This is a genomic window from Pseudomonas sp. ADAK21 (genome assembly GCF_012935735.1).
GTDB classification, from domain to species: domain Bacteria; phylum Pseudomonadota; class Gammaproteobacteria; order Pseudomonadales; family Pseudomonadaceae; genus Aquipseudomonas; species Aquipseudomonas proteolytica.
This window is the reverse complement of sequence record NZ_CP052857.1, coordinates 3,229,627-3,251,374: the sequence shown is the minus strand read 5'-3', so window position 1 is coordinate 3,251,374 and position 21,748 is coordinate 3,229,627. Positions and strand designations below refer to the sequence as shown.

17 protein-coding genes, 1 pseudogene and 1 riboswitch are annotated in these 21,748 nt (G+C 60.8%); of the genes and pseudogenes, 6 read left to right on the top strand and 12 right to left on the bottom strand.

Annotated elements, in window-relative coordinates; translation table 11 throughout:
- Nucleotides 1-44: 44 nt before the first annotated feature.
- The 8 genes from HKK57_RS14780 to HKK57_RS14745 all read right to left on the bottom strand — a co-directional run bounded on the left by HKK57_RS14780 (nt 45) and on the right by HKK57_RS14745 (nt 12,965).
- The gene (locus HKK57_RS14780) at nt 45-806 is read right to left on the bottom strand and encodes an OmpA family protein (RefSeq protein WP_029297808.1); all 762 of its coding nucleotides are present in this window, start codon (nt 804-806) and stop codon (nt 45-47) included.
- A 166-nt stretch (nt 807-972) separates the two neighbouring features.
- Nucleotides 973-1,617: an MBL fold metallo-hydrolase gene (locus tag HKK57_RS14775; RefSeq protein ID WP_029297806.1), complete on the bottom strand. Its 645-nt coding sequence runs from the start codon at nt 1,615-1,617 to the stop codon at nt 973-975.
- 12 nt (nt 1,618-1,629) lie between these two features.
- Nucleotides 1,630-3,819 (bottom strand): OsmC domain/YcaO domain-containing protein, encoded by a 2,190-nt coding sequence (locus tag HKK57_RS14770; RefSeq protein WP_029297804.1) that lies wholly within the window; start codon nt 3,817-3,819, stop codon nt 1,630-1,632.
- Between the two features lie 72 nt (nt 3,820-3,891).
- Nucleotides 3,892-6,627 (bottom strand): LuxR C-terminal-related transcriptional regulator, encoded by a 2,736-nt coding sequence (locus tag HKK57_RS14765; RefSeq protein WP_169390341.1) that lies wholly within the window; start codon nt 6,625-6,627, stop codon nt 3,892-3,894.
- Nucleotides 6,628-6,884: 257 nt separating this feature from the next.
- Entirely contained in the window at nt 6,885-8,249 is a 1,365-nt protein-coding gene (locus HKK57_RS14760) for a DUF1329 domain-containing protein (protein WP_029297800.1), read from the bottom strand.
- A 28-nt stretch (nt 8,250-8,277) separates the two neighbouring features.
- Nucleotides 8,278-10,170, bottom strand: coding sequence for a DUF1302 domain-containing protein (locus HKK57_RS14755; protein WP_029297798.1), 1,893 nt, complete (start codon nt 10,168-10,170; stop codon nt 8,278-8,280).
- A gap of 335 nt (nt 10,171-10,505) precedes the next feature.
- Nucleotides 10,506-12,188 carry a fatty acid--CoA ligase gene (locus HKK57_RS14750; protein ID WP_092238228.1) on the bottom strand — a complete coding sequence of 561 codons (1,683 nt, stop codon included), beginning with the start codon at nt 12,186-12,188 and terminating at the stop codon, nt 10,506-10,508.
- A 147-nt stretch (nt 12,189-12,335) separates the two neighbouring features.
- Nucleotides 12,336-12,965 (bottom strand): LysE family translocator, encoded by a 630-nt coding sequence (locus HKK57_RS14745; protein WP_029297794.1) that lies wholly within the window; start codon nt 12,963-12,965, stop codon nt 12,336-12,338.
- 84 nt (nt 12,966-13,049) lie between these two features.
- On the opposite strand from HKK57_RS14745, the gene HKK57_RS14740 reads away from it, so the two are divergent.
- From HKK57_RS14740 to HKK57_RS14730, 3 genes are all read left to right on the top strand, one after another.
- A complete protein-coding gene (locus tag HKK57_RS14740; RefSeq protein ID WP_029297792.1) occupies nt 13,050-14,015 on the top strand; it encodes a 2-hydroxyacid dehydrogenase in 966 nt (321 codons plus the stop codon).
- Between the two features lie 31 nt (nt 14,016-14,046).
- Nucleotides 14,047-15,045: a class I SAM-dependent methyltransferase gene (locus HKK57_RS14735; RefSeq protein WP_169390340.1), complete on the top strand. Its 999-nt coding sequence runs from the start codon at nt 14,047-14,049 to the stop codon at nt 15,043-15,045.
- A gap of 50 nt (nt 15,046-15,095) precedes the next feature.
- Nucleotides 15,096-15,217, top strand: a riboswitch (yybP-ykoY riboswitch).
- Nucleotides 15,218-15,305: 88 nt separating this feature from the next.
- A complete protein-coding gene (locus tag HKK57_RS14730) occupies nt 15,306-15,890 on the top strand; it encodes a TMEM165/GDT1 family protein (protein ID WP_029297789.1) in 585 nt (194 codons plus the stop codon).
- Nucleotides 15,891-16,005: 115 nt separating this feature from the next.
- Here HKK57_RS14730 and HKK57_RS14725 read toward each other — a convergent pair whose 3' ends face one another.
- The gene (locus tag HKK57_RS14725) at nt 16,006-16,824 is read right to left on the bottom strand and encodes a M48 family metallopeptidase (RefSeq protein WP_029297787.1); all 819 of its coding nucleotides are present in this window, start codon (nt 16,822-16,824) and stop codon (nt 16,006-16,008) included.
- A 193-nt stretch (nt 16,825-17,017) separates the two neighbouring features.
- Here HKK57_RS14725 and HKK57_RS27325 point away from each other — a divergent pair.
- Together HKK57_RS27325 and HKK57_RS27320 are read left to right on the top strand one after the other, a co-directional pair.
- Nucleotides 17,018-18,325: pseudogene (locus tag HKK57_RS27325) on the top strand (HAMP domain-containing protein); the annotation flags it as partial.
- 15 nt (nt 18,326-18,340) lie between these two features.
- On the top strand, nt 18,341-19,183 hold the full coding sequence (locus tag HKK57_RS27320) for a methyl-accepting chemotaxis protein (RefSeq protein ID WP_442962267.1): 843 nt from the start codon (nt 18,341-18,343) through the stop codon (nt 19,181-19,183).
- A gap of 128 nt (nt 19,184-19,311) precedes the next feature.
- Here HKK57_RS27320 and HKK57_RS14715 read toward each other — a convergent pair whose 3' ends face one another.
- The 3 genes from HKK57_RS14715 to HKK57_RS14705 are packed head-to-tail and all read right to left on the bottom strand — an operon-like array spanning nt 19,312 to nt 20,423.
- Nucleotides 19,312-19,932: an SOS response-associated peptidase gene (locus HKK57_RS14715; protein ID WP_070994094.1), complete on the bottom strand. Its 621-nt coding sequence runs from the start codon at nt 19,930-19,932 to the stop codon at nt 19,312-19,314.
- Between the two features lie 36 nt (nt 19,933-19,968).
- Complete coding sequence (locus tag HKK57_RS14710; protein ID WP_029297781.1) at nt 19,969-20,229, bottom strand: putative signal transducing protein; 261 nt, start codon at nt 20,227-20,229, stop codon at nt 19,969-19,971.
- Between the two features lie 11 nt (nt 20,230-20,240).
- Nucleotides 20,241-20,423 carry a CPXCG motif-containing cysteine-rich protein gene (locus tag HKK57_RS14705; RefSeq protein ID WP_029297780.1) on the bottom strand — a complete coding sequence of 61 codons (183 nt, stop codon included), beginning with the start codon at nt 20,421-20,423 and terminating at the stop codon, nt 20,241-20,243.
- A gap of 143 nt (nt 20,424-20,566) precedes the next feature.
- Here HKK57_RS14705 and HKK57_RS14700 point away from each other — a divergent pair, with 143 nt between their 5' ends.
- A complete protein-coding gene (locus HKK57_RS14700) occupies nt 20,567-21,730 on the top strand; it encodes a 1-acyl-sn-glycerol-3-phosphate acyltransferase (protein ID WP_029297779.1) in 1,164 nt (387 codons plus the stop codon).
- Nucleotides 21,731-21,748 lie beyond the last annotated feature (18 nt).

Genomic DNA, 21,748 nt, shown 5'->3' with positions numbered 1-21,748 from the left:
GCGCCGTGCATTGACTGCACGGCGCCCTTTTTATTGGCTGGTGGTTACTGGTACTGCTGGTATGGATTGCCCTGGAACTGGTTGTTCTGCTGCTGTTGCTGCGCCGGCTGGCCATACTGCTGGCCGGGAATCGGACCAAGGTTGACCTCCACGCGACGGTTTTGCGCGCGACCATTGACGTCGGCGTTGCTGGCAATCGGGTTATCCGGGCCGGCACCACGGGTGGTCAGGTTGGTCGGGCTGACACCTTGGGAGGTCAGGTAATTGGCCACGCTTTGCGCACGACGCTGGGACAGGTCCATATTGAGCTGGCGGCTGCCGGTGCTGTCGGTATAACCGACGATCTGGATGGTGTTCTGATTGAACTGCTTGAGCGAACCGGCCAGGTTATTCAGTGGGGTATAGAAGCTGCTGGCGATAGCATCGGAGTTGGTGGCGAACGTGATGTTACCCGGCATGATCAACTTGATCTGATCACCCTGGCGCTGCACTTCGACGCCGGTGTTGGCCATGCTTTCGCGCAGTTTCTTTTCCTGCTGGTCAGCGTAATAGCCATAACCCGCAGCACCGATACCCGCCACTGCTGCGCCGATCAGCGCGCCCTTGCCACGGTTGTTATGGTCAATGGCCGCACCGGCCAGCGCACCCGCCAGCGCGCCGAGGCCGCCGTACTTGGCGGTTTTGCTCATGCCTTGTGAACCGTTGTCCGCCTGTCCCTGGCTGCCATCGTAAGGATTAGGGGAAGCACAGCCCGACAATAGGGCTACCGCGGTAGCAACAACAAGCAGACGACGCGAAGTGAACATGAAGGAAGCTCCTACTTTTGCATTCTGTGATGCAGAGGACATTGGCAATGGACCTGTGCCGAGTTTGGAACGCGACAAACGGCAAAAATTCCATGACCGGCCTCTGTCCTGTAACAAAAGATGGAGGCCGGTGCAGCTACCTAAACCCTAGCAGAGCCTCGCGATTTCACGCCCTGACGAACGGATTCTCACGCATTTCATCCCCCAGGCGTGTATCCGGGCCATGCCCCGTCACCACGGTCGCGTCTTCGTCCAGGGTATACAGGCGCTGCTGGATCGAACGCACGATGGTTGCCTGGTCGCCACCCCACAAATCCGTACGCCCTACCCCGCGCCGGAACAGCGTATCCCCGGCGATCAGCAGCTTGGCATCGGCAAACCAGAAACTCATGGAACCCGGCGTATGCCCAGGCGTGTGCAAAGCCACACCACAGCCACAGGCCAGCTCCTCATCATCGGCCAGCCAACGATCCGGCGACGGCACCGGGGTGTAGGGCACACCGAACATCTGGCACTGCATTTCCAGGTTATCCCACAGGAACTGATCTTCCTTGTGCAGGTGCAGCGTGGCGCCGGTCTTTTCTTTCAATTGGCCGGAAGCCAGGAAGTGATCCAGGTGCGCGTGGGTATGAATGATGCTCACCACCTTCAAGCCCAGCGCATCCAGGCGTGCCAGGATCAGCTCATGGTTGCCGCCCGGATCGACCACGATCGCCTTCTTACTGATCGGGTCGCCAATGATCGTGCAGTTGCACTGCAATGGGCCGACGGGAAAGGTTTCGCGGATCAGTCGGGGAGTTGTCGCGTGCATAAGGAATCCCTTCTAGCTGTTGGCCCGTGCGGCGTGCAGTTTCTTGTAGCTGTCGATCAACCGCAGGTGTCGGTCCAGGCCTTCGAGCTTCATGCTGGTCGGCGTCAAGCCATGGAACCGCACGCTGCCCTGCACCGAACCGATGGCCGCATCCATGCGCTCGTTGCCAAACATCCGGCGGAAGTTGGCCTCGTAGTCTTCCAACTCCAGGTCTTCGTCCAGTTGCATCTCCAGCACCGCATTCACCGCCTGGTAGAACAGGCCGCGCTCGACGGTGTTGTCGTTGTATTGCAGGAACATCTCCACCGCCTCTTTCGCCTCTTCATACTGCTGCAGGGCGAGATAGATCAACAGCTTCAACTCCAGGATGGTCAACTGGCCCCATGCGGTGTTGTCGTCGAACTCGATGCCGATCAGCGTGGTGATATCGGTGTAGTCATCCAGCTCGCTTTCCACCAGGCGCTCGACCAGCGCTTGCAGGCCTTCCTCATCCAGGCTGTGCAAGTTCAGGATATCGGCGCGGAAGAACAACGCCTTGTTGGTGTTATCCCAGATCAGGTCGTCAACCGGATAGATTTCCGAATAGTCCGGCACCAGGATGCGGCAGGCCTTGGCGCCGATATGCTCGTAGACCGCCATATAGACCTGCTTGCCCATGCCTTCGAGAATGCCGAACAACGTGGCGGCCTCTTCGGCGTTGGAGTCTTCGCCCTGGCCGGAGAAGTCCCATTCCACGAATTCGTAATCGGACTTGGCACTGAAGAAGCGCCACGACACCACGCCACTGGAGTCGATGAAGTGTTCGACAAAGTTGTTCGGCTCGGTGACCGCATGACCTTCGAAGGTCGGCTGCGGCAAGTCGTTCAGGCCTTCGAAACTGCGGCCCTGGAGCAGCTCGGTCAAGCTGCGCTCCAGCGCCACTTCCAGGCTTGGGTGGGCACCGAACGAGGCAAACACCCCGCCGGTACGCGGGTTCATCAGGGTCACGCACATCACCGGGAATTCGCCGCCCAGGGAGGCGTCCTTGACCAGCACCGGGAACCCCTGTTCTTCCAGGGCCTGGATACCGGCGAGGATGCCCGGGTATTTGGCCAGCACGTGGGCCGGGACATCCGGCAGGGCGAATTCGCCTTCGATGATTTCGCGTTTCACCGCGCGCTCGAAGATCTCCGACAGGCACTGCACCTGGGCTTCGGCCAGGGTGTTACCGGCACTCATGCCGTTGCTCAGGTACAGGTTTTCGATCAGGTTGGAGGGGAAATACACCACCTCGCCGTCCGACTGACGCACGAACGGCAGCGAGACGATGCCACGCTCCTCGTTGCCGGAGTTGGTGTCGATCAGGTGCGAACCACGCAATTCGCCATCGCGGTTGTAGATCTTCAGGCAGTACTCGTCGAGGATCTCAGGCGGCAGCGCATCTTTGCGGCCCGGCTTGAACCAGCGCTCGTCCGGGTAATGCACAAACGCCGCGTTGGCGATGTCTTCGCCCCAGAACTGGTCGTTGTAGAAGAAGTTGCAGTTCAGGCGTTCGATAAACTCGCCCAGGGCCGATGCCAGTGCGCCTTCCTTGGTCGCGCCCTTGCCGTTGGTAAAGCACATCGGCGAATGGGCATCGCGGATATGCAGCGACCAGACATTGGGCACGATATTGCGCCACGAGGCGATTTCAATCTTCATGCCCAGGCCCGCCAGAATCGCCGACATGTTGGCGATGGTCTGCTCCAGCGGCAGGTCCTTGCCTGCGATATAGGTGCCCGCGTCTGAAGCAGAAGCCGGCATCAACAATGCCTGGGCGTCGGCGTCGAGGTTTTCCACCTCTTCGATGACAAACTCAGGCCCGGCCTGGACCACCTTCTTGACCGTGCAGCGGTCAATGGAGCGCAGGATGCCTTGGCGATCCTTGTCGGAAATATCCGCGGGCAACTCGACCTGAATCTTGAAGATCTGGTTGTAGCGGTTTTCCGGGTCGACAATGTTGTTCTGCGACAGGCGGATGTTGTCCGTGGGGATATTGCGCGTGCTGCAGTACAACTTCACAAAGTAAGCCGCGCACAACGCCGACGAAGCCAGGAAGTAGTCGAACGGACCGGGGGCCGAGCCATCGCCCTTGTAGCGAATCGGCTGGTCGGCCACCACGGTGAAGTCATCGAACTTGGCTTCAAGCCGGAGGTTGTCGAGAAAATTGACCTTGATTTCCATGCGGGATTACCAGAATAGCGGAGCAAACGAATTGGCCGCCATTATCCGGCTTTTGCAGCGCAAGTCTCCCCCTTACCCCAACAACCCCATCTCCTGTGCCCGCGCGACCGCCTGAGTGCGGCGCTCGACCCCCAGTTTGCTGTTGATATGACTGGCGTGGGTCTTGACGGTGTGCAGCGAGATAAACAGCTGGTTGCTGATTTCCTGGTTGGAGCACCCTTGGGCGATCAACTGCAGCACCGCCAACTCACGGGCGCTCAAGGTTTCGCTGGAGTGGCTGGTTTCGACCGGTTCACGCGGGGCAACAGCCGGCAGCAGGGTCCACAGGCTTTGCCGTAGCAAGTCACGCGGCGCCTGGAGTTGCTCGCGCATCCACTCGGGATAACGCTCCAACAGGCGCTGGAAGGGTTGCAACGCGCCGCCGCTCGCCATTTGCAGGGCCCGGGCAAAAACCGGCCGGGCTGACGCTGCCTGGCCATCATCCAGCAACAACAAAGTGTGCTGGTTCAGGGCCATCACCGCGATCATCTGCTGGCCCTTGCCTTCAGCCTGCCGGGCGAGCACATCGAGCCGACGCAGGGCGCTTTCGGAGTGACCACGAATGGCCTCCAGGGCCGCCTGTTGCAATTCGATATGTTGCGGCAGATGTGGATGAAACTCCGGGGCCGCCGCTGCCTGGTCGCCGTTATAGGTCTGCCCCAGGCGTACCAGCCAGGCATCGGCCAGGTCAGTACGGCCCTGGGCCAGCCACAACTCGCATTTGATCAGGGTAATCATGGCCAGGTAGTAAATCGGCGGCACATCCCAGATATGCATCAGCCGCTCGGCTTCGGCCAGTTCGGCAAAGGCCTTGGGGAAGTCGCCACGGCGCCCCTCAAGGTTGGCGATGACACAGTGGCCGATCAGCACGCTGATATCCCGGCAGGCGCGGGCCTCGGCGAGCCCCGCGCGCAGGCGCAACAGGCCGGCTTCGGGCTGGCAACGCATCAACAACAGGAACCCTTCGTACAGCGCAAGCCGCGCGCGCACCGCATACAGGCGCTGGGACGCCAGGCCCTGCAAGCGTTGCAAGCCGTCACGCACTTCCTCCAGGGAACGCAGGATCTCCCCACGCGCCTGCAGCACCCGCGCCCGGTCGTAATGGGCCAGGGCCTCGAACAGCGGGTTGCCGACGCGTTGCGCCAGCTCCAGGGATTCGCGATTCAAGCCCCGCGCGCGCCACAGGTCGGCATCGACGATGGCCAGGTTCGACAAGGTCGACAGGCACATCAGGCGCTGGCCGTAACGCTTGTGCGGCAGGCTTTCCAGGGCTTCGCTGCAATACAACTGGGTCAACTCACGATTGCCGCGCCCCCGGGCAATGATGCCGCTGAGCGCCAGCCATTGGGCAAGCATCGACTTCTGCGCCGTGGCGGACGGTGCCGGCAAGAACCGGCTGAGATGGCTGGACAATTCCTCTGCGGCGTCCAACTGACAGGCCAGCCCCAGTGCCCAGCTGTAGAGCACGATCAGGCGTGGCGTGCTGATCAACAGGCTGTCGGGCAAGTCCATCTTCCAGCGCAGGAGCATGCCGACGTTCTGTTCGGCCAGCAGTTGCTCTTCGGAGAGGTTCTGCACCAGGTTCGCCGCTACATCCAGATGCCCCGCGCGCAGCGCCTGTTCGACCGCCTCATCGAGCAAGCCCTGGGCATTGAACCAGCGACAAGCGCGCAAGTGCAGGCTGGCGGCCGGCAGCATCGCGTTCGGTGAGCGCCGGGTGCGCAGCAAATCGGAAAACAGGTGGTGATAGCGATACCAGTGGCCCTGCTCGTCCAGCGGCACCAGGAACACTTGGTGGGCTTGCAGGTAACGCAGGATCTCCGCACTGTCATGGGCCTCGCGCACGGCGTCGCACAGCTCGCTGCAAAAACGCTCCTGGGAAGCGGTGTCATAGAGGAAGGCCTGGACCTCCGGCGGCAGGCAGTCGATCACCTCTTCCAGCAGATAGTCACGGATCAGCCCTTCCCCACCATGCAGGCCTTGGGGCAGGTCGGCCTCACTGCCGGCTTCGGAGGCCGCCAGCAACCAAAAACGCAGGCCGGCAACCCAGCCTTCGCTACGGCGGATCAGGTTGTCCAGTGCCTCACCGCGCAACGAGCTGCTATGGCGGTCGAGCAAGGCCAAGGATTCATCGTTGGTCAGGCGCAGGTCCTGTTCGTGCAACTCCAGCAAATGCCGGGACAAACGCAACCGCGCCAGATGCCAATCGGGACGCTGGCGGCTGGTGACCAGCACCAACAAGCCATCGGGCAAATGGTTGAGAAAAAACTGCAGGCAGCGATCCAGCACCGGGCCCTGGGCCAGGTGATAGTCATCCAGCACCAGCAACAAGGGCGCGCGGGTGGAAAGGCAGACCGTCAGTTCATCGAGCAGGCCATCCAGCCACTCTTCAAAGGCAAACGGTTGATGGCGCTGGCGCATTTTCAACAGGCCCAGGGCCTGGTTGCCTACCTGCGGGAAATACTGTTGCAGACCTTCCAGCAGACGCTCAAGGAAACGTCCCGGATCACTGTCCCGCGAACTGAGACCCAGCCACAGGCTTTGCCAGTGATCGGGCAGGCTTTGGCAAAACTCCACCGCCAGCGAGCTCTTGCCAAACCCGGCTGGCGCGCTGACTAGCAGCAAACGGCCATCCAGGCCCGCGCTCAAACGCTCGCACAGGCGCGGGCGCAGCACATAGCCATCAGGCAGCGGGGGTCGATAGAAGCGCCCTTCCAGCGTGGGGATTACCGCACTGGCAGGCCCTTGGATTCGGGACAGATCAGTCATCGCCGGGCTCTTGTAGTAGGCTGTGGTCGGCATTGCAGATGTCGGCAGACTAGCGTTAAAAGCGGCAGCTTTGTAGATCTTTGCAACATTTGTATGAAAAAGACTACAACAAGAAATAACCAGCGATGTTCAGGCCCCCCAAACAAATGTAGGAGCTGGCTTGCCTGCGATTGCATCGCCTCGGTATGTCAGATAGACCGAGGTGATGCCATCGCTGGCAAGCCAGCTCCTACAGAGGCCAACGTGTTTACTGCACGTTAGCGAACACCCTCTTGGCGCAGGGCTGCCGGGGTGAAGTCTTTGGTAGTGGCGGTAAAGCCGAAGTCATAGGCCTTCTTCTCTTCGTTCTTCATGCCCAGTGCCAGGTAGCGGCCGGACTGCAGGTCGTAGAGGGTTTCGAGGGCGTACCACGGCACTTGCTTGTCGTAGTAGTTCTCGCCATGGGCTTCGGCCACGCGCCACAGTTGGCCACGACCGTCGTAGTGGTCGATCACGGCGGCTTGCCAGGTGTCTTCGTCGATATAGAAGTCACGTTTGGCGTAGATATGACGCTGGCCTTCCTTCAGGGTCGCGACCACGTGCCAGACGCGGCGCAGTTCATAACGTGCCAGGTCCTGGTTGATGTGGCCGGCCTTGATGATGTCGGCGTACTTGAGCTTCGGATCGTCGAGCTTGTAGCTGTTGGAGGCGATGTAGATTTCCTTCTTGCCTTCCAGCTTCCAGTCGTAACGATCCGGCGCGCCGTTGTACATGTCGAGGTTGTCGGAGGTACGCAGGCCATCGGCAGCGGTACCCGGCCCGTCATAGGACACTTGCGGTGCACGACGCACACGGCGCTGGCCGGCGTTGTAGACCCATGCCGCGCGTGGCTCCTTCACCTGGTCCAGGGTCTCGTGTACCAGCAATACGCCACCGGCCAGACGCGCCGGTGCAGTCACTTGCTGCTTGAAGTAGAACAGGATGTTGCCCGGATTGGCCGGATCGTAGTCCTTCATCTTGTCGCGGAACACGAACTGATCCTGGAAGTACACCAGGCTGTACGAGCCGTTGGCCTGCGGCGTGGCCTGGGTCACCAGGCGGGTCACGCTGCCGCCGCGATAACGGGTGATGTGGTTCCAGATCACCTCGACCCCACTTTTAGGGATCGGGAACGGAATCGCGGTCTCGAAGTTTTCCAGGCCGTTACCGCCACCTACCAGGTTGGTGCTGGTGGCGTTTTTCTTGATGGAGGCGAACACTTCGGCCGGCACAGTGGCGCCGCGATGGGTGGTGTACACCGGCATCTTGAAGGTTTCGGGGTAGCGCTTGAACATCGCGTACTGCCCCGGCGCCAGCTTGTCTTTGTACTGCTCGACGTTCTGCGCGGTGATGGTGAACTGCGGTTGCTCGCTGGCATAAGGGTTGGCCAGGAAGCCCTTGGCATCCACGGCGCCGGCGTTGGTTGGCAGGGCTTTCCAGGCGGGGATGGTGCCGGCAGCGTTGCCGGCCATTTCCGCGCCCATCGGGGTCAGCGTGGTGCCCAGCTTGGCGGCTTCATCCGCCGAGACGGCCGCCATGACGCTGCTGGCCATGATCGACAGTCCCAGCACACCCACGTGCAACAGACTTTTGGTTATTTTCATGTTCTGGTCTTCCTGAAATGCAGTGTGCTTAGAAGTTCGCGCCGAAGCTCAGGGCCACGAAATCGCGGTCAACCGAGGTGTTGTAGTCGCCACCAAAGAAGTTGGTGTAGGCCAGGCTCGCGGTGTAGGTATTCTGGTATTCCGCGTCCAGCCCCAGGCTCACCGCTTTGCGACCTTCTTCGAAGTTGCCGCCAGGACCTGGCGAGTAACCGCTCACGTCATGGGACCAAGCCACACTAGGCTTGAGGTTCACACCAGCGAACACATCCGGGTATTCCCAGATGGCGCGGCCGCGATAGCCCCAGGATGTGGAGGTGGTGAAGCCGTCGTTGTTGCAGTTTTTGGAAAGGTTACTTGCGTCTGTTCCCGGACCCGCGCCACCGATAGTGCCGGTGTTGAGGATTTGCGAGCAGGTATTCGCGGCGCCCGTGTTAGGCAGCGCACCCGGGCCATAGACCGGGTCACGGCCATAACGAATCTTCGACGAGCTCTCAAGCCCACCCACGTGCGTGACTCCCACTTCACCCACCAATGTCAGTCGACTGGCGCCCATCACCTGATCGAAGAAGTGGGTCAGCGTGGTCTGGAACTGGGTAATTTCCTTGCGACGGTAGCCGTGCATGTCCTGCCCTGGAACACCATTGAGCAGCGAGGCATTATCGTAAATGCCCTTCAATGGTTTAACTGCGGAGTACAGGATATCGGTGGTGTTGAGCTGTACCGGAGCATTCGGGCGATAGCTGACCTCACCGCTCCATGCGGTGCCGGTAGGCAGTGTGGTGGAGAAGCTCAAGCCATACAGACGGATGTCTTCCGGGTACTCGATGAAGTACTTGGAGTTACCCGCAATAAACACCGGAGCCAATGATCCGAAGTTAGGTGCCATCGCATAAGCCGACGCAGGCGCAGCCGTGGCACTGAAGATCGGTGCCCGGCTGTGATAGTTCATGAAATACGCGCCGAACTCGGTATCCAGCGGCTCGAAGTTATAGTGCAACGCCGCGCCGAATTGACCACTGTCGCGCGCATCCCTGTCGGCACTGCGGCGAACCAGTGTGCCCTCGTTATTGATATCCATGCCCATGGCGTCGAATGCCGCCAATGCACCACGGCCCGGGGCCGATGCAGCAATGGTCGAACGCTTGGCCAACAGGCGCAGGTTATCGCTGCAACCATCGGACACCACATCCGGCTGGGAGAAGAATGTCCCGCAGTTGTCGGTAACCGTCTGGTCCCATTCCAACTGGTAGAACGCTTCTGCCGACAGGTTATCGGTCAAGGATTGCGACACGTAGAACATGTTGACCGGAATCAGGCCTTCCTTGATTTCGGCGCCCGGACGACGGAACGCAGACACGTCGATCGGGTTGACGGAGTTGATACCGCCGCCGATGAAAGTACTTTCACCCCAGCTCACGACTTGCTTACCGAACCGCACCGAACCCGGCGCATCGGCAATGGAGTAGTTGTGGTAGATGAACGCATCGAGGATCTGCCCGCCAGAAGACTTGGCGCCCTCTTTGCGGTTGTGATCGCTGATGTCCTTGAACTCGCGGCTCTCATCCTTGAGTTCAAAGTCATACCAATACTTGCCACGCACAAACACACCGGTATCGCCGTACTTCAGCTCCAGGTCATGGATACCCTTGAAAATCTTCGAGAACGTCTCCCCACGCTTGAAGTTCAAGTGACCGTCATCGGAGGTCTGCGACAGGCCCTTGCCACCGTTGTTGACACCAATCAGGTCGCGATCGGGCTTGGCCGTGCTCCAGCTGGCCCCCACCGACAGGGATGAGTCGAAGCTGCCTTCGACTTCACCGATGTTGAAACTGACGCCGAATGCGGGCCCGGCGAGGGTCGAGGCAAGACTGACCGCCAGGGGCAATCTCGCCCGGCGCCAGAACTGATTTACTGAGGTCATCGACGCTACTCCATGTGCATTTTATTGTTATGGCAGTGAGCCTTTTCAAACACGCTTGTAACGGCCGGAATACAACGATTCCAATGCCAGACAGCCGCCGTACCACCCAGGACCGCAGCGCCGCATCCTTGAAAAACTCTGGGAGGGACTATAGCCAGCAGGGGGTATCGCTTGATCCCTCTAAAGTGTGATTTGCATCACCAACCCGTCTGCAACAGCCCTTTCGCCATGTCAGCGAAGGCTGACGCGAGAGAGGATGGCTCAAATCTGGGAAATGACAAGGCGAAGGCTTGTGATAGAGCATTGCCGTGCCCGAACGGGCACGGCGCAAAGGGTCAGAGCGTGGAGAGGAAGGTGCTGTTATTGGCCTGCCATTCGACGATGTCGATACGGATACGCTTCTTGTCCAGCTTGCCGACGCTGGTCTTGGGAATTTCCGTAACAATGGCAATCTGACTGGGGATTGCCCACTTGCTCAAGTGGCCCTGCTCGACATACGGCTTGAGGTGTTCCTTGAGTTCACGGGCGCCAATCCCGTGGCCTTCACGGACCACCAACAGCGCAAACGGGCGCTCGCCCCACTGCGGGTCGGCAATCCCCACCACCGCTACTTCGCGTACCGCCGGGTGACGGCTGACCAGGTCTTCGAGGGCCAGGGACGAAATCCACTCGCCGCCAGTCTTGATCACGTCCTTGATGCGATCACGAATATCGATCACACCAAAGGCATCCAGGGTGGCCACGTCGCCCGTGTGCATCCAGCCGCCTTCCCAGAGCTCGGCGCCCTTCTGCGGCTCGTTGAAATAGCCTTCGCTGAGCCACGGCGCACGCAGCACCAGTTCGCCCTGGGACTCGCCATCGGCCGGCAGGAAGTTGCCAGCCCCGTCGATGATCGCAGCTTCCACCAACGGCCCGGGCACACCGGCCTTGATCCGATAGGTCGTGCGCTCGTCTTCGCTGCCGGCCATCAGTTCTTCATTGAGATGGGCACAGGACACCAGCGGCCCGGTCTCGGACATGCCATAGGCTGCGGTCAACTGGATGCCACGGGCCTTGGCCGCCTCATACAACGAACGATTGAGTGCGCTGCCACCAATCACGATTTTCCAGCCGCCAAAATCCACGCCTTGGGCGGCCTTGGCGTTAAGCACCATCTGCAGGATGGTCGGCACGCAGTGGGAGAACGTGACCTTTTCCTTGCGCCACAACTCCACCAGGTATTCCGGGTCGTAGCGGCCCGGGTAGACCTGCTTCAGGCCGAGCATGGTCGCCACATAGGGCAAGCCCCAGGCGTGCACATGGAACATCGGCGTAATCGGCATGTACACGTCGTTGGTGCCGAGCAGGCGCACGCTGTCGACGCTGCCCATGATGGTCGCCACGCCGATGGTGTGCAGCACCAGCTGACGATGGGTGAAATACACACCCTTGGGGTTACCGGTGGTGCCGGTGGTGTAGAAGGTGGTGGCCACCGAATGCTCGTCGAAGTCCTCGAAGGTGTATTGAGGACTGGCGGCGGCCAACAGGGTTTCGTACTCACCCACCAGGTTGGGCAGGTCGGCGGTTTTCTCGTCGCCATCGGTCAACAGCAAGGTCTTGTCGACCGTGGTCAACTGCCCGGCAATGGCCTGGTACAGCCCGACGAACTCACTGTTGACCAGCACAAAGCGGTCTTCCGCGTGGTTCATCGTGTAGAGGATCTGCTCCGGCGACAGGCGCACGTTAATGGTGTGGATCACCGCGCCAATCATCGGGATGGCGAACATGCACTCCAGGTAACGGTGGCTGTCCCAGTCCATCACGGCCACGGTATCACCGGCCTTGACCCCGGCTGCGGTCAGCACGTTGGCCAGGCGGGCGACACGTTCGATCAGGGTCGGGTAGGTGTAGCGCAGCTTGTCGCGGTAGACGATTTCCCGGGTTTTCTCGTAGCGGGCACCCGACATCAACAGGCGCTTGATCAACAGCGGGTATTGGTAGGCGCCTTCTGCGGGCGGGATAACACGAGTCTGCAACATACGAATCCCTTTTTATGACTGCACGGTCTTGGCTAAAGGATTTGCACTGTAGAGACCTTGCACGCCGGCCAAATCAGCCGAAGGAATGATTTGCAGAGCGGGATGAATGCTAGCTTTGCGCCAGCATTCATTCAGCCGATGACGCGCCTAGCGCTCAGTGAGGGCCACTTTTACACCGATAGCAATCAGCACTGCGCCCATGCTCCGGTCAAACCAATGGCCCATGCGCGCAAAGCCGGCGCGCACGCGTTGTTGGCTGAACAGCATTGCCACCATGCAAAACCACAGGGCGGTGGCCACGGCCAGGTACAGGCCATAACCGGCCTGGATTGCCAGCGGCGTGTGGGGGTTGATCACCACGGTGAACAGCGACAGGAAAAACAGCGTGGCCTTGGGGTTCAGGCCATTGGTCACAAAGCCCGAGGTAAAGGCGCCGCGGGCAGTGCGCTCGCCCACTTCGCGGTGCAAGTCTTCTTCACTGGCAGGCTTGGCCGGTTGCGCACGCAGGGCCTTGAAGCCTATGTACAGCAGGTAGGCCGCTGCCGCCCATTTCAGGGCGTTGAACAGCACGATGGACTGGGACACGATCAAGCCAATACCGAGCAGCGAGTAGCCGACATGCAGGAAAATCGCCGAGCCGACGCCCAGCGCCGTCCAGGTACCCGCGCGCCGGCCATGGGTCACGCTCTCGCGTACCACCACGGCAAAGTCCGGCCCGGGACTGGCCACGGCCAGCAGGTGAATCAACGCCACGGTCAAAAACTCGGTGAGGTACATGCACACTCCAAGAAGTAACTGATTATTTCATCTGGTAGGCTCGGCAGATTACGCCTTCGAACCCTGTCGCAAAAGGTACAGTTGATGACGAACAATCGCCGCGCCGTCTTCCTTGATCACCCTTCCCTGGACCAGGGGGACCTTGACCTCAGCGAGTTGCGGGAAGTTTTCAGCGACTTGCAGCTGTGCGAGCAGACCTCGGCGGACCAGGTGGTCGAGCGCCTGCAAGGTGCCCAGGTAGCGATCAGTAACAAGATCCTGCTCAACGCCCAGACCCTGGCCGCCTGCCCCGACCTGAAGCTGATCCTGATCGCCGCCACCGGCACCAACAACGTCGACCTGGCCGCCGCCCGTGCCCAGGGTATTACCGTAAGTAACTGCCAGGGCTACGGCACACCTTCGGTGGCGCAACATACGATCATGCTGCTGCTCAACCTCGCCACACGCCTGAAGGACTATCAAAAAGACGTCGACGCCGGCCTGTGGCAGCAAGCCAAGCAGTTCTGCCTGCTGGATTACCCGATTGTCGAACTGGAAGGTAAAACCCTGGGTTTGCTCGGCCACGGCGAACTGGGCGGCGCCGTCGCGCGCCTGGCCGAAGCCTTTGGTATGCGCGTGGTGCTGGGAGCCATTCCTGGCCGCCCGGCCCGTGCAGATCGGGTACCACTGGACGAACTGCTGCCGCAAGTCGACGCCCTGACCCTGCATTGCCCGCTCAATGAACACACGCGTCACTTTATCGGTGCCCGCGAGTTGGCGCTGCTCAAGCCGGGCGCGTTTGTGGTCAACACTGCACGCGGTGGCCTGATCGATGAACAAGCCTTGGCCGATGCGTTGCGCGGCGGTCATCTGGGCGGCGCGGCCACCGATGTGCTGAGCGTCGAACCGCCGACCACCGGCAACCCACTGCTGGCCGGCGACATCCCGCGGCTGATCATCACCCCCCACAGTGCCTGGGGCAGTCGCGAGGCGCGGCAACGGATCGTCGGCCAATTGACCGAAAACGCCCGAGGCTTTTTCAGCGGCGCACCGCAGCGCGTCGTCAGTTGATAAACTGCGCTCCTTTTTCAGGGAGCAGACCATGGATCCGCGCAGTGAAGTACTGCTTCGTCAGGCCGAATTTTTTCAAGGCAACGTGTTGCTGGCCGGCCTGCCCGCCGACGACCTGCTGGGGCGGCTGCCCAATGCCCATGGCTGGTGCTGGCATGCCGGCGACCAGGCGGCGCTGGATGCACGGTTTGCCGAGCGCAGCCATTTCGGGGTGAATGTGCCGGATCGCGCATTCGATACGGCGGTGGTGTTCCTGCCCAAGTCCAAGGACCTGGCTGATTACATCCTCAAGGCCGTGGCCGCCCGTCTGCCGGGCGCCGAGCTGTACCTGGTAGGCGAAAAACGCGGCGGCATCGAAAGCGCCGCCAAGCAACTGAACGCCTTTGGCAAACCACGCAAGCTCGACAATGCGCGGCACTGCCAACTGTGGCTGGCTACCGTGGCCGACGCCCCGCCAGCCCCCGAACTGGCGAGCCTGGCCCAAGTCTTTGAAGTGCCACTGGCCGACGGCCCGCTCAAGGTCGTCAGCCTGCCGGGCGTGTTCAGCCATGGCCGCCTGGATCGCGGCACCGCACTGTTGCTGGAACACCTGGACAAACTGCCCAGCGGTCATCTGCTGGACTTCGGCTGTGGCGCCGGCGTGCTGGGCGCGGCGGTCAAGCGGCGCTACCCGCACAACACCGTGACGCTGCTTGATGTGGACGCCTTCGCCACCGCCAGCAGTCGCCTGACCCTGGAGGCCAATGGCCTGGAAGGCGACGTGCTGACCGGCGATGGCATCGACGCCGCGCCCATGGGCCTGGATGCGATTCTGAGCAACCCGCCGTTCCATGTCGGGGTGCATACGGACTATTTCGCAACGGAAAACCTGCTGCGAAAAGCACGCCAACATCTGAAAAACGGCGGCGAACTTCGGCTAGTCGCCAATAGCTTCCTGAAGTATCAACCGCTGATCGAAGAGCATCTGGGCGTCTGCGCAGTCAAGGCTGAGGGCCAGGGTTTTCGCATCTACCGCGCCAAGCGCGGCTGACGGGCGTTTGAAAAAGAAGGCTTGCCGAATGGATTTTGCCAAGGCAGAATCCGCTCCGTCCTAGGGGAGTAGTCTCCCACGAGCAACATGCTCGTCCGGCATACGTCAACATACTTGGTCAGCAGACCATGGCGTATGCGACCCAGGAGTCCGCACAGACGGACCGGGGTTTGACAAGACCTATGACACGCACACCTTACCCGGGGCGGGAAGGCTGTACGTGTCATAGCCGTGTCGACCCGCCCCTGGAAACCTACCTGATGCTGGATTCACTTCTCGTTCCTACCGCAATCGTTGCCTTGGCCGAAATCGGCGACAAGACGCAGTTGCTCGCGCTCATTCTTGCCGCACGCTTTCGCAAACCCTGGCCGATCATCGCCGGCATCATCGCCGCGACCCTGGCCAACCACGCCGCCGCCGGTGCCGTGGGCGCCTGGTTTGGCAGTTTCTTCTCGGACGCGGTGCTGCACTGGATCCTCGCCGCGAGCTTCTGCGCCACGGCCTTGTGGACCCTGGTGCCGGACAAACTCGACGATGACGAGGCCAGCACCTCACGCAAGTTCGGGCCGTTCCTGACCACACTGATTGCGTTCTTTATCGCGGAAATCGGTGACAAGACGCAGATCGCCACAGTAATGCTGGCGGCGCAATATCCGGAGTTGTGGCTGGTGATTATCGGCACCACCTTAGGGATGCTGATTGCCAACGTGCCGGTGGTTCTGGCGGGGAATTTCGCGGCAGAGAAACTGCCATTGACCCTGATTCGGCGCCTGGCGGCCTCGGCGTTCTTCATCCTGGCGCTGGTGGCGGTGTACAAGGCCATGCAAAGCAGCGGTTGGATCTGATGTGGGAGCGGGCTTGCCCGCGATAACAGTGGCTCAGTTGATAAATATGTAACTGATACACCGCTATCGCAGGCAAGCCAGCCCCCACACTTGGCGTTTCACACAGTCCGAGCTATCAGGACTTCTTGGCCTGTTGGTAAAGCGGCATCACCTTGGGAATCGCCGCCTGCAGAGAAGCGATCCGGCTGCTGGAGGCCGGGTGGGTGCTCATGAATTCAGGCGGTGCGCCTTCCGAGGCCTTGGCCATCTTGTTCCACAGCGTGATCGCGGCGTTCGGGTTGTAACCGGCGCGGGCCGACAGTTCCAGGCCAATCAGGTCGGCTTCGTTTTCATTGCTGCGGCTGTTGGGCAAGGTCATGCCGTAGTTGGCCACGGTGTCGGCCAGCGCCATGCTGTCCTGGCCCAGGCCCAGCAATGCGCCGGCGCCTTGCTTGGCCATCTCGATGCCATAGGCCTTGGACATGGCTTCACGGCCATGTTCACGCAGGGCGTGGGCAATTTCATGGCCCATGACCGCGGCCAATTCATCGTCGGTCAACTTGAGCGTGTCGATCAGCCCACTGTAGACAAAGATCTTGCCGCCAGGCCCGCAGTTGGCGTTCATCTCGTCGCTCTTGATCAGGTTCACTTCCCACTTCCACTGCGCCGCATCCGGGCGGAAGGTGGGGGCCTGGGCGATCAGCCGCTTGGCAATGGCCTGCACGCGCTTGGCGTTGGCGCTGGTCTTGTCCACCAAGCCCTTGCCACTGGCTTCGCCCAGGGTCTGTTGGTACGACTGCGCGTACATCTGGTCGACTTCCTGGCTCGACAGCATGCTGAACATGTACTGCTTGCGCTCCACACCCACGGCACCGCCGCTGGTGGTGTTGACCGACTGGCAACCGGCGAGCAGCAGGGCTGCGCTCAATGCCGTTACCGCCAAATATTTTTTCATGCACATTCTCCCTGAAAACATGGCGCGTATCGTAGGCCCTCCTCTGTATCGGCGCTAGATACACCGGACGCTTAACCGCTAATTTCAGACTCCCCCCACGCCCATGACCATTCTATAAGCGACATTCCTGATTCTTTTGCAGGGCAGCGCCTCATGTCTGCCGGGCCTGTGGCCGATATAAAAAAGGCAGATCATGCCCCCAGCGCCCGGAGCCATCATGAAATTCAAGTCGATTCAGTTTTCTGTCGCGGCATTGGCCGGAGCCATTGTCCTGAGCGTCGTGGCGGCCCTGGTGCTGTACGCGCTGTTCGCCGGCGCACGGACCCAGGAAATGGTGCAGCAACGTACCCAGGCGCAATTTGAGCAAGTCATCGAACAACGTCTTACGGCATTGGCGCAAACCCAGGCCACCCTTATCCAGCGCGAACTGGAAGCACCACTGGTGACCGCCAAAGGCCTGGCCACCACCAATGCGCTGATGGGCATGAAAGACGCTAGCGGCGCCGCCCCGCTGCAGGTCAGTCGTGAACAACTGATCAACCTGCTGCACGAAACCGTGGTGCGCAACCCGAAAATCCTCGGTTCCTATATCGCCTGGGAACCCAATGCCATCGACCACAATGACGCCCATTACCTGAACTCCACCGTCGTTGGCGTAGAACCCAGCAACGGGCGCTTCATGCCCTGGTGGTTCCGCAACCAGGACGGCAGCCTGGGCCTGGAAAAACTCGCCGACCTGACTGACCAGAAAATCCTCTCCACCGGCATTCGCGCCAGCGAGTACTACCTCTGTTCCAAGGAAACCCAGAAGCCCTGCGCCATCGACCCGGCCCCCTATCGTGTGGGCAACACCACGGTGATGCTGGCCTCGTTTATCGAACCGATCATGGTCGACGGCGCGTTCCAGGGCATCGTCGGCGCCGATCTGTCGGTGAATTTCATCCAGGAAATGCTCACCGCTGCCGACCAGAAGCTTTACAACGGCGCCGGTGAAATGGCACTGATTTCCAACAACGGCCGCCTGGTGGCCTACACCCAGGACCCTAGCAAGCTGGGGGAAAAGGCCAGCGACCTGCTCGACAAAAATGAACTGGATAACCTCGGCCAACTGAAAACCGGTGAAGTGCGCTACGACATCGACCAGGCCAACGGGCATATCGAGTTGTTCCTGCCCTTTAACATCGGCCAGACCGATGCGCGCTGGACCCTGATGCTGCAACTGCCCCTGGGCGCGGTCATGGCCGACCTGCACACCCTGCAAGGCGACCTCGAGGCCCAACGCAAAACCGATATTTTCGGCATGACCATGGTCGGCCTGTTGATTGCCGGCATCGGCCTGCTGGTGATCTGGCTGGTGGGCCACGGCATTGCCCGGCCGCTCAAGCAAATGGTGGCGATGCTCAATGACATCGCCCAGGGCGAAGGCGACCTGACGCGCCGCCTGACCAGTGACCGCGCCGATGAACTGGGCGCGATTGCGGCGGGCTTCAACACCTTCCTGATCAAGTTGCAGGGCATGATTACCCAGGTGGTCAGTTCGGTGCAGAAGGTCAGCGACTCCTCGGAGCACACCGCCGATATCGCCATCCGCACCAACCAGGGCGTGCACAAACAGATGGTCGAGATCGACCAGGTCGCCACTGCTGTGCACGAAATGACTGCCACCGCCCAGGACGTGGCGCGCAATGCCACCCAGGCCGCCCAGGCTGCCACCCACGCGGACCAGGCCGCGAGCCAGGGCATGCAGATTGTGCGCGACACCTCCACATCCATCGGCGCCCTGGCCTTGGAGATCGGCAAGGCGGTGGGCGTGGTCCAGGCCCTGGCCAAGGACAGCGAAAACATCAATGCCATCCTGATTGCCATCCGCGGCATTGCCGAGCAGACCAACCTGCTGGCCCTCAACGCCGCAATCGAAGCCGCCCGGGCTGGCGAGCAGGGCCGGGGGTTTGCGGTAGTAGCCGATGAAGTGCGCAACCTGGCGCAGAAATTCCAGAAAGCCACCGAAGAAATCCAGACCATGATCCAGCAATTGCAGCAAGGCACGCGGGACGTGGTGCGGGTCATGGAAGACAGCCAGCAGCGCACCGATGAAAGCGTGCACCATGCCGCCAAGGCCGCCCAGGCTCTGGAGACCATCACCCAGGCCGTATCGGTGATCAATGATATGAACACGCAGATTGCCAGTGCAGCGGAAGAACAGAGCGCGGTGGCCGAGGACATCAACCGGAATGTGATCAATATCGGCCAGGTGGCCAACGAAGTGGCAGGCGGTGCCGATGAGTCCAGTGCCGCGAGCGCGGGGCTGACCCAGTTGGCGGAGCAGCAGCGGCGGTTGATCAATCAGTTCAAGGTCTGAAGGCTTTAGTGGTCTTTAGGGCCTCATCGCTGGCAAGCCAGCTCCCACATGTGATGTGTGAATACATTCAAATGTGGGAGCTGGCTTGCCAGCGATGGCGGCAGTAAATCCCTCCACAACCTTGAGGCTCACCCCGGAGTAAGGCATTCCGGCCCATTGAGCTTGGGATCATTGACCATATTAGCCAGCACCCGCTCGCGCAACGCGGTGGGCTCACCGGCCAGCAATCCCTGCAACACATGCAACGGCGTCTCGGGATCCAGCCAGGCCTCCTGCCCTGCCGCATCCAGAATCAACGGCCGGCGCTGGCTCTGCGCCGCCTGGGTAACTACCGCCGCGCTCAGCCATACCTGCTCCTGCACCGGGTAGGCCTCCCAGATCGCCGCAAAAAACAGGGTCGAACCCTCCCCCGGCGTCAACCAGTACGGGCGCTTGCGCTGGGTGCCGCGCCATTCATAAAAGCCATTGGCCGGCAGCAGGCAACGGCGCAGGCGAAAGGCCTCGCGAAACATCGGCTGTTCGGCCAGGGTTTCGGCGCGGGCGTGGGCCGGGGTGCGGGACAGATCGGTCAACCACGGCGGCGTCAGCCCCCAACGGGCCCGCGCCAGGGTGCGCTGGCCGTCAGTGGCGCGCTGGATCAGCACCGAATCATTGGGGGAAATATTCCACTGGGCCTGTTGATCCGCCGGGAAACCCGGCAAGGCAGCAAAGGCGGGATTCCAGCGAAACAGGGCATAACGTCCACACATGGGGCAACACGACTCTTGGGTAAACCGGTCGACAGCCTAACAGACCAGTACGTCGGGGTAGCTGTCGGGTTCGTCGCCGGGCAATGGTTGCGCACCGATATACGCAGTAATCAGCTCGCGGGCGTAGGTGGCCTGGTCGTTCTCCACCTCCAGGCCCAACAGGCCGAAAATCGGCAGCTCACCCGTGCCACCGAGCAGATGGCGCCCCACCAGATGGGCATCGATGCCTTCGCTGGCGAGCATTTGCTGCAACAACTCACCTTCCATCAGGTTTTCCGGCTCGTAGATTCGTTGCATGGCCGCCCCCGTTACTCGTTCTCGCTGCGCACTTCGAGCATCCATTCGTCGCCATGTACCTGCAGGTCGAAAATGATCGGCCGACAGCACACCTGGCAGTCTTCTATATAGTTCTGGTCACCGCCGGACAAATCCACGCTTGTCTCGATCCGTTCACCACAATAAGGACAATCGTACAGCGCACTTTCGAGCATCGCGGTCTCCCAGGTGACTTGTGCGTATAATCGCCGGTCTATTTGCAGGGCTTTTTCGTTTGATGCCATTTGTTCAGACCTCGCCCTGTCACTTATCGATCCAAACCTTTACTTACCCTAGCCGTTTCTAACAAGAGAGCATGATGGGCGAATTCGATACCATCCGACCTTACAACGACAGCGAAGTCCCGGCAGTGCTGGCCCGGCTGTTCAGTGACAAGGCCTTTCTGGACATCCTGACCCACTTTCGCTTCCCGCGCTTTGCCGGCGCCTTTGGCTGGCTGCTCAAGCCGCTGATCGCCCAGAAGCTGCGCCGTGAGTTCGCCGGTGTCACCACCGTCGCCACCTTGCAGGACAAAGTCGAGTTTTACGTCGACCACACCATTGACCGGGCGACCGACGGCGTCACCTATACCGGGGTCGAGCAGCTCAAGTCCGGCACGGCCTACGTGTTCCTGGCCAACCACCGCGATATCGTGATGGACCCGGCCTTCGTCAACTATGCGGTTTACCACGCCGGCCTGCCAACACCGCGTATTGCCATCGGTGACAACCTGCTGCAGAAGCCGTTTGTCAGCGACCTGATGCGCCTGAACAAGAGTTTTATCGTGCACCGCTCCATCACCGGGCGGCGCGAGAAAATGGCGGCGTATCAGTTGCTGTCGGCCTACATCAACCATTCGATCCGCAACGACTGCCAGTCGATCTGGATCGCCCAGGCCGAAGGTCGCGCCAAGGATGGGGATGATCGCACCGAGTCGGCGATCCTCAAGATGTTCCATATGAGCCGCAAGGACGAGCCATTCGCCGACGTCATCCTGTCGCTGAACCTGACGCCAGTGTCCATCAGCTACGAATACGACCCGTGCGACGCCGCCAAGGCCCGCGAGCTGTATATCCGCGCCACCACCGGGACCTACACCAAGGCGCCAGGTGAGGATGACGTGAGCATTGCCCTGGGCATCACCGGCTACAAGGGCCGGGTCCATATCAACTTTGCGCCGCCCATCACCGAGCGTTTTGAAGACACCAAACTGCTGGCCATCGAAATGGACCGCCAGATTCTCGGCGGGTATCGGTTGTTTCCAGTGCACTACCTGGCGTATGCACAGTGGAGCGACGCCGACCCGCAGCTGCAGGTGCCGACGGCGGCCGAGGTATTCCCGGCGGACGAGCTGGCCAAGGCCAAAGCGGAGTGGGAACGGCGTTTGAATGCCTGCCCGGCAGAGCACCGACCGTATCTGGTGCTGCAATATGCGACGCCAGTGCGTAATCAGTACCGGGTCAAAGCCGGGATCCCCCTTTAAACTACCGTCTAAATGTGG